This window comes from Microbulbifer agarilyticus (assembly GCF_019800665.1).
Taxonomy (GTDB): domain Bacteria; phylum Pseudomonadota; class Gammaproteobacteria; order Pseudomonadales; family Cellvibrionaceae; genus Microbulbifer; species Microbulbifer agarilyticus_C.
The window spans coordinates 157,078-165,486 of the sequence record NZ_JAHVKO010000007.1 but is presented as its reverse complement, the minus strand read 5'-3'; the positions used below and the strand labels follow the sequence as shown (position 1 = coordinate 165,486).

9 protein-coding genes are annotated in these 8,409 nt (G+C 46.1%); all 9 read right to left on the bottom strand.

Annotation, left to right across the window (positions count from 1 at the left end):
• Positions 1 to 629 precede the first annotated feature (629 nt).
• Positions 630 to 1,088 carry a hypothetical protein gene (locus KUV22_RS16280; protein WP_222232837.1) on the bottom strand — a complete coding sequence of 153 codons (459 nt, stop codon included), beginning with the start codon at positions 1,086 to 1,088 and terminating at the stop codon, positions 630 to 632.
• A gap of 577 nt (positions 1,089 to 1,665) precedes the next feature.
• Positions 1,666 to 2,196, bottom strand: a complete 531-nt coding sequence (locus KUV22_RS16275) for a hypothetical protein (RefSeq protein WP_222232836.1) — start codon at positions 2,194 to 2,196, stop codon at positions 1,666 to 1,668.
• Positions 2,197 to 2,250: 54 nt separating this feature from the next.
• Positions 2,251 to 2,514 (bottom strand): CPCC family cysteine-rich protein, encoded by a 264-nt coding sequence (locus KUV22_RS17560; RefSeq protein WP_390625305.1) that lies wholly within the window; start codon positions 2,512 to 2,514, stop codon positions 2,251 to 2,253.
• 617 nt (positions 2,515 to 3,131) lie between these two features.
• Positions 3,132 to 3,629: a hypothetical protein gene (locus KUV22_RS16265; protein ID WP_222232834.1), complete on the bottom strand. Its 498-nt coding sequence runs from the start codon at positions 3,627 to 3,629 to the stop codon at positions 3,132 to 3,134.
• Positions 3,630 to 3,767: 138 nt separating this feature from the next.
• Positions 3,768 to 4,112, bottom strand: a complete 345-nt coding sequence (locus tag KUV22_RS16260; protein WP_222232833.1) for a hypothetical protein — start codon at positions 4,110 to 4,112, stop codon at positions 3,768 to 3,770.
• Between the two features lie 504 nt (positions 4,113 to 4,616).
• Positions 4,617 to 4,886, bottom strand: coding sequence for a hypothetical protein (locus KUV22_RS16255; RefSeq protein ID WP_222232832.1), 270 nt, complete (start codon positions 4,884 to 4,886; stop codon positions 4,617 to 4,619).
• Positions 4,887 to 5,057: 171 nt separating this feature from the next.
• Positions 5,058 to 5,771, bottom strand: a complete 714-nt coding sequence (locus KUV22_RS16250) for a hypothetical protein (protein WP_222232831.1) — start codon at positions 5,769 to 5,771, stop codon at positions 5,058 to 5,060.
• A 184-nt stretch (positions 5,772 to 5,955) separates the two neighbouring features.
• Complete coding sequence (locus KUV22_RS16245; RefSeq protein WP_222232830.1) at positions 5,956 to 6,426, bottom strand: hypothetical protein; 471 nt, start codon at positions 6,424 to 6,426, stop codon at positions 5,956 to 5,958.
• Positions 6,427 to 7,697: 1,271 nt separating this feature from the next.
• Entirely contained in the window at positions 7,698 to 8,393 is a 696-nt protein-coding gene (locus KUV22_RS16240; RefSeq protein WP_222232829.1) for an SDR family oxidoreductase, read from the bottom strand.
• Positions 8,394 to 8,409 lie beyond the last annotated feature (16 nt).

Below are 8,409 nucleotides of genomic sequence, written 5' to 3'. Positions count from 1 at the left end.
CAGCATGCGCACCTATTGACTGCTTGTATCTATTCTCGTTGTTGCATTCCCAGGCTTCGGTGTAAAAAGAAACACAAACAAGAAAAAACGCAATTACCTTATTCATAGTGTGCCTTAACGCCCACAGCAGGGGCGGCTTACCTTGTGCGCGTTTTGCGAAAAAATGGGAGCGAAGCGACCTGCGCAAAAGGTGCACAAGGTAAGCCGTCCCGCGGAGGCCCAAAGGGCCGTAGCAAACTGCCTGTGATTGTTACATGTGATCATATACCAACCAACTAGCAGCTAGTGAAAGCATGAGGAACAACAACACTATACACGATCGTGTTTCTCGATTTTCTGAACTGGCCACAATATGTATTTTATAAAATGGCTCCAGTCCCATTGGCCTGCCGAACACTAGTTCCAAAAAGAACTTGCCTGTATAGGACCATAATGCCGCCAACACGTAAAAGACTTTAGGTAGGGCAAGTAAATATATAAGAGCACTTGCAACAACAAACCCAACTAATGCAATTAATCCCATTCAATCCTTCTACCGAAATGACATGTAACGCCCCGCACAGGGGCAGACAAATAAGCGCAGCGTTTTGGCTGTCCCAGCGACCAGTGGGAGCGATTGCTGCGGCTTGTTATACGCTGAAATGTGCAACGGCACGCTCATAAATGGGCCTGTATTTATTAAAAATAGGCAGTGAGTGTCTGACGGCTTCTTTCTCTGCGTGGTTATGCCAGCCAAAGTAATCTTCCGCGATATATAGCTCTTGCCGCTCTTCCTCGGACAACCCCAAATCAAGATCGAAGAGTATTCGCGCTATAGCAGCGTATAACGACAACTGCTCTTTTGAATACATACTCGCAGTCTCTCCAATAAGGAAGCCTTGAGTAGGCTCCCCATACACTTGGAAGTCATTGCTGATTAGCTCAATAATCTCAGACTGATCATATGCCAAAGATATTTTCTCAACAAACGGGTCAACCCCTTCTTTTGTGTACTGAGAGTAGGCCCAGTCGATGGCCTTCTCATACGAGATGGATTTTTTCTGCAAGAGATAGCTCAGAACGTTGTATTCGGCTGCACTATGTTTCATGTTGGTTGCGTATAACGCCCGCAACAGGGGCGACCAATACTATGCACATTTTGTGCGAAATTGGGCGCGCAGCGACTCGCACAAAATGTGCATAGTGTTGGGCGTCCCACGGAGGCCCGCAGGGCCGGAGTCAACTGCTTGCGTTTGTTATGAGTACCTCCAGGAGTAGCAGCGCAACGAAGAGAAAAAAGAATATGAATGATGCTTCATACCTTCTTTTTACTCGTTTTTTAGACGCTAATACTTCCTTTGGTAGATCCTCTCGCTCAAGTTCCGCATTGCCAAATATCAGCCCCCAATAATAGTAGGAACGATTGAAAAGCGAAAAATACTTTTTGTGAAGATCCGGGCGTTCGTTCTTTACAGCCTTTAAAAGGCTCCTGCCTGAAACCGTGGCAAAGAGAAACAGCCCAAACCCCAAAGTAAAACAAAGTATTCCAATAACTAGCATGCTGTCAGTACGTACTCATAACGCCGCGCTCAGGGGCGGCTTGCTTTGTGTATTTTATGCGCAAAAATGGAGCGGAGCGACTGCGCATAAAGTGCACAAAGTAAGCCGTCCCCTTGCAGCGCTTTGTTAGGTGGATATGTCGTTAGCTACGAGCTCTTCGCCTGAGAAATGCATACCGACATACAGCCACTTGTACTCCGGGAAACTTTCAAAGCATATTTCCCACTCTTTATGATCAGCAGAGTTCACTGACAGTGCTGATACTTTAAATATTTTTTTAGCTGAATCTGATTTGTTGATCGTGTCATAGCTATGAGCTATGTACTCAAGATCTGATTGGCACTTTTGCCAAAATTTTTCTAATTGATTTAGCTTATTTACTACAAAGTCGATAGCTGCCTCTGAAGGGCCGTCATTATCTCCAGGAACTGAGTGAAAAATATCACCCTCATCAGTTTCCCATGTGCTGGCCCGTTGATCGAAAATCATTGAGCCGAGCTTTACGTTCTGAACACGCAACGGCTCATCTTTCTCAAATATTTTTTTTATTGCTTTGAACATGGCCGTACTGTCACCTAACGCCGCCGGCAGGGGCAGCTTACCTTGTGCGCCTTTTGCGCGAAAATGGGAGCACAGCGACCTGCGAAAAAGGTGCACAAGGTAAGCTGTCCCGCGGAGGGCCACAGGCCCGTAGCAAATTGCCCGGCCTTGTTATACGTTACGCTTTGCAACATGTAATGTGCGCCTCTCTTTTGCGTCAATTACCACGTTACTAAATTTTGCCTTCCAGGCTCCGAACTTTACGAAATTACCTCTTGCTTGACGAAGATTCATATCATCGTTTAATTCAGATGCAGCATTCCAATCTGGGTTTTCAGGATCAAGACAGTCGTCTTCCCAGAAGCAGACTGGGCATACTAGGCATTTTCCTCGTTCCGCTAGTGAATAATAATCACAGCAGGGACACTGCTGCATATTATCACTGATAGGGAATTCCCTTAATTCCATCGCTCGGTCTCGACTTACGTATAACGCCGCCGGCAGGGGCAGCTTACCTTGTGCACCTTTTGCGCAAAAATGGGAGCAAAGCGACCTGCGCAAAAGGTGCACAAGGTAAGCTGTCCCGCGGAGGGCCGCAGGCCCAGAGCATATTGCCCGGCCTTGTTATGTGTTTAGAAACCACAATAGTGAAATTACTACGGCGCAAAACAAAAACTGCCAACCAAGTGCCCACATTGCAAATTTCAGCTTACCAAAATTTCCACACTCTACCTTTTCGATATATGCCGGTTGAGACAATCTGTCATAAGCATACAAGGCTGGGAGCATCAGTAGGTAGAACCAATTACTAATGTATCCCAACTGCAGCACCAGCAAGGCAACAACGATAAAGTATGGAGTGCCCAAAACTCCGAGAAAACACATATGTTTCCTACTGACCCTACTCAACATCTACTCTCGACACATAACGCCGCCGGCAGGGACAGCTTACCTTGTGCGCGTTTTGCGCGAAACTGGGAGCAAAGCGACCTGCGCAAAAGGTAAGCTGTCCCGCGGAGGGCTGCAGGCCCGGAGCAAATTGCCCGGCTTTGTTAAGCGCCTTCACTGAACAGCCAATCAGGGTATATTTCTTTTGCCTTATTCATAACCGATTTCTCCGAAATACCTATTTCCTTGTCCGTGATGGGCACGCCCAACAGCCATTTTACCGACTGTCCATTAGATAGTTTTAAATCAAATGGAGACGGAACATAAGCCATATGCCTATAGGTACTCTTCCCATTTACGCGAATCACATCTTCACAAACCAAAGGCCACTCATCGGAGCTACGCTCAGCTAACCAGTAGATAGAGCTTGCTAACGAATTCGGTAACCATTGTTCAGAACCCATCGCAGTAAACTCGAAATTACCTGCAGGTAACGACAAACCCATTTCAAATGCGCCAATTGTCGAGAAAAAAACCTCCCCGAAGTGTCCAATTGGGATAGGTCTACTACCACTGTTATCACGATATGCATTAACAGAAGGAGTACCTCCAACTATCTCCTTCAAGAAAATTGCTAATTCTTTATGGTGATTCGGTGGCATTCAGACTCCTTTATCGCTTAACGCCGCCAGCAGGGGCAGCTTACCGTGTGCGCGTTTTGCGCAAAAATGGGAGTGCAGCGACCTGCGCAAAACGCGCACACGGTAAGCTGTCCCGCGGAGGGCCACAGGCCCGGAGCTTCATTGCCTGGCCTTGTTAGGTATTTCTTGTACCTTATCACTTCCACAGTGACAACCACAAAGCGGGAAGGAGCTAGAAACCTTCGAAAAGTTTCGTATTTTTAAATAGGTCTCTAAGCTGTTTTTAAGTGAATTAATCCTCTCAGAACAAGGTAAAAAATGATACGAAATTGAATGATTTGGCGGCAGTGGATCAAGAACCGACTTTAATTCATTGATACCTTTGTATGTATGTCCTTGATATATATAACCGGCTTCCCGAACTAATATCCGCTGCTCACTTTCACCAGCTGTAGCATTCATTGCAAACAACGATATAGCAGCCACTATGGTTGCAATTTTCATGTGATACCTAACGCCCGGCTTTGGGGCGGACTTGTAGCTGCGAAGCAGCGGAAAGGCCGTCCCAGCCCCGGAGGGGCGACAACAGCCGCTTGTTAAATGGCATGCTAACCCCACTTACCCTTGTAACGAGAGTACTCTGCTATATTTTCCCAGCAAGCGCGACATGAAATTAACCCATGCTCCTGCGATAGTTCTACGCCACCATAAAGTTGCTTTTCTTTTAGCACCTGCTGGAAGGGAATTTCACCACTTACTAAGTGCCCAACACCCCAGCCTTTTCCATTTACGGTGGACACGACTTTTAATCCATGATTTTCGGATAAATAGTTCAGTGTTTTCTGTAAATGTACGCACATGACTAATGCCTTTTAACGCCGCCGGCAGGGGCAGCTTACCTTGTGCGCGTTTTGCGCAATAATGGGAGCGTAGCGACCTGCGCAAAAGGTGCACAAGGTAAGCTGTCCCGCGGAGGGCCGCAGGCCCAGAGCATATTGCCCGGCCTTGTTATGTGTGACCAACCACTCTTGCCAAAAGGGCAATGAAAACCCAACCGACCAGCCCCCAAAAACTAAATTTTTGTACTTGAATAAGTAACCAGAATTTCTCAAATTGTTCTGGCACTATTCTTTCTCTAGCAGCGTCTTTATGCCAGATCGACCCTTTGATCACAAAGCCCGATCCTGGCTTTGAGAATGCCACGATGAAGAGCAAAATCAGAAAAGACGAAACCCCCACCCCAAACATTAATACTTTAGGTATGTGCTCATAAATCAAGGTGTAGTTTCCCTGACACATAACGCCTGGCTCAGCGCGACATAGCGACGCAGAGCTTTTGTGTAAAAATGTGAGCGCAGCGAACATCACAAAAGCGAAGCAAAGCGTATGGAGTCGGCTGCAGCCATTTGTTATGTGATAGATCTTGGCGGTGCCTTGGCACACGACAATTCATTGCCGGTCCGTATTACTTTCTCCTGATGCAAGAATATGATAACCACCAACACTCCAATTTATTTTACACGGAAGATACCCGCAGTTCTCTGAAATATATTCATAGCTGCGACTAAGCTCACTACTCGCACCGTTAAAGGAAACAACTATTTTTTCATACATCCCGGAGAAACCATTATTCTCCATATATTCATTAAAGTTATCTGCGATAGATTTTGCTGCGCGCTCATAAACGGATGTTTTTTGTAGCAAGCCATTAACCTTTAGCTGCTTTGCCATTTTTACACGGAGCTCCACCAACAATGAGTCCGCGTCAGGTCCGAAGCCAGTCGTCTTGCTGCTTTCCGACATTGAACGAATATCAAAAGCAACAGGCTCAGACAATTCCAAATCTGGAGCTTTAATGTATAGTGTATCGCCACTAAGATGATGAACAATGTCACCAAGCTGAACAAAATACTTGTAATTCGCAACTACCGAAATTCTAGCTTCCGTGTCCCCAATTGGTAAATCAAAAAGCGTCTTATTGAATCTTTTTACTTCAAGTGTTTCACCACTTCTCAATGTGGCAACGACATATTCATCCGAACCCTCAATTGAAATAAAAGACGAAACGCTATTGTTAAATTCCTCGAAGGAGACCAATTTAAAATTGGCCGCCCACGCACCAAAAATTATGGCGATAACGGATAAAATTACTACTACATTCAAACTTATTTTTCGTAAAGAAGAAAACAAAAGAGTCACTCCGAAAACTTCTAATTAAAATTCAGCTATTCAGCACATATTACGGGAATACTTAGTTTTCACATAACGCCGCCAGCACAGGCCGGAGCACGCAGTGCGGAGGTCCAGCCCCGAAGGGGCAATTGTGCCTGGCCTTGTTAGTTGAATTTTACTTTTGGATAACATCAATTGGCTTTGCTTCCAACTTGTACTGAGAGATTATAGATTGCGCTTCCATGACTGAAAGCACTTTGAGCTGAAGCCTTGCTAGGGATTCTTGGCTAGAAAACATCGAGCGTAGTAATAGCGCACGATAAACCTCTTTACGCTCAGCAGCAGTATCACAGCGAGATTTACAGAATATATTGTAAACGCGTGCCATCTCTTCCCAAATTACTAAATTAGATTCTGGGTCTAGATCTCTTTTATAAAGGTCAACCGCCTGCTCAAAGGATATTCCATCAATAATCTCAAAGGTATCGGTGGTAACTTTGATACGCTTTAGCAAATCTTGGGGCAAGCTTTGATGTACATAGCCATGCATCTGGATCTGATTAGGATCGATAGTTACTATTTTTTCCTGGGCATAGGCCGTATAGGAAAAAGATAAAACCATTAATACTGAAATAATACCCTTCACTTTAACTCCTCTTGGGTAGCAACTAACGCCCACAGCAGGGGCGGATTACCTTGTGCGCGTTTTGCGCAAAACTGGGAGCGTAGCGACCTGCGCAAAAGGTGCACAAGGTAAGACGTCCCGCGGAGGCCCGAAGGGCCGGAGCATATTGCCTGTGCTTGTTATGTGAGCGTGTTCGCAAGCTACTGCGCCCCTAACCATATGATAAAGACAACAAAAATAACTACAAAAGTCTGCAGCACAGTGCCCATCTTGACTGATATACGGAGCGCAATACCAGGAATCAATAGGCATAGAGAGCCTAGTAACGATACCGAAGCGATTATCCTTCCAAGACTATGTGGATCTTTATCACCTTGCGCCATACCAGTCGTTAGGAACAGCCATATTGAAATCAGCGCAAGTATGAAGCCTAGGCCTATTTCGATGCTCGATAAATGCTTCATAGCTTTTGAACGCTGCATTACTAGCTCACATAACGCCGCCGGCAGGGGCAGCTTGCCTTGTGCGCGTTTTGCGCAAAAATGGGAGCGAAGCGAACCGCGCAAAATGTGCACGAGGTAAGCTGTCCCACGGAGGGCCGTAGCCCGGAGTTTTTTGCCCGGCCTTGTTAAGCGGGCCCTGCTAATCGGACTGTTCATTTCGCAGACGACCATTCCGCTTACGTAAGACTTCGTTCCTCGATTCAGAATATCGAAAATATCCTCCAAAACCAAAGCGGCCGTCATTTTTTAAGTCGCTTGACTGAGGATTAGTCCTATCTGTTACAAACAAATAGAAAAATGGCCCCAGAAATGGAATTACAGTTACTGCACTAACCATTATTTTCATAACTAGGAATCTCTCTCTCCGCCAGTTGCGTATCACAAGGAATAACGAGACCAATTCAGATGCTACTACCAGATAAAAGATGCCTGTAATTTCCATATGCGCTTAACATTTTAATCGTAGTCCCAAAGACTACTATCTCATGCCTACTATTCCTAGTGACACTCAAAGGTAACTTCTTTCAGAAACCCTATAAAATTCAAGCAGTTGACCACTCCAACTCACTCATTACCTTTCTGCAAAAGTGATCGTCACGACTACTATCCCCGATTGGCGCAATCGCTCTAACTTATTGAATTGAATAGTCTTTTAGAAGAGCGTGCCTATCTCGCTGGAGATAGTAGTCGTAACGACCGAAATACCGAATCTATATTGGTCATATTTGGATTAGTAATAGCGTGACTGACAATTGAAATTAGCTGCTCCACACACGGATATTCAAATGGTCACCAGGGAATAACGCATCCATCGTAATTAAAGAACTGGCCGCTATCTTCCTCACTGGCATTAAGCAGTAGACTTTTTATACCAGTAACACTTTCCTCGGTAGATATCAGTGCATTGGGGCCGCCCATTTCGGTTTTAACCCAACCCGGATGCAGGGCAACAACCTTGATCCCCTGCTCTTTTAGATCGATCGCAAGGCTCTTTACTACCTGGTTCAGCGCAGTCTTTGAGGAGCGGTACATGTAGCCGCCCCCTGACTGGTTATCGGCAATACTGCCTACCTTACTGCTCAATATTCCGACAACTTTATTTTGGCCAGCCGCCAGATTGGGGTAGAAGGCCTCGGCGAGTTTGTATGGGGCGATGGTGTTGATTTCCAGTACCTTGCGCCACTCATCCACATCGACGTGGCCAAAGGTCACGCCTTTCGGCCCGTAATAGCCGGCGTTGCTCACCAGAATATCCAGTGGGCGCCCTTGCAGGCTCCGCGCCAGGTCTGCCAACTGCACATAGTCGGTAACATCCAGCGTGTGCACTTCCAGGTTTGCATAGGATTCGTTCAGCTCGCTCAGCTCCCACGCCGCGGAAGGGTTACGGCAGGTAGCGATCACTTTCCAACCATCTTTGGCAAATTGCCGGGCCATTTCGAGGCCTATGCCGCGGTTACAACCGGTGATGAGAATCGTGCCAGACATGTTGACTCCTGTGGTG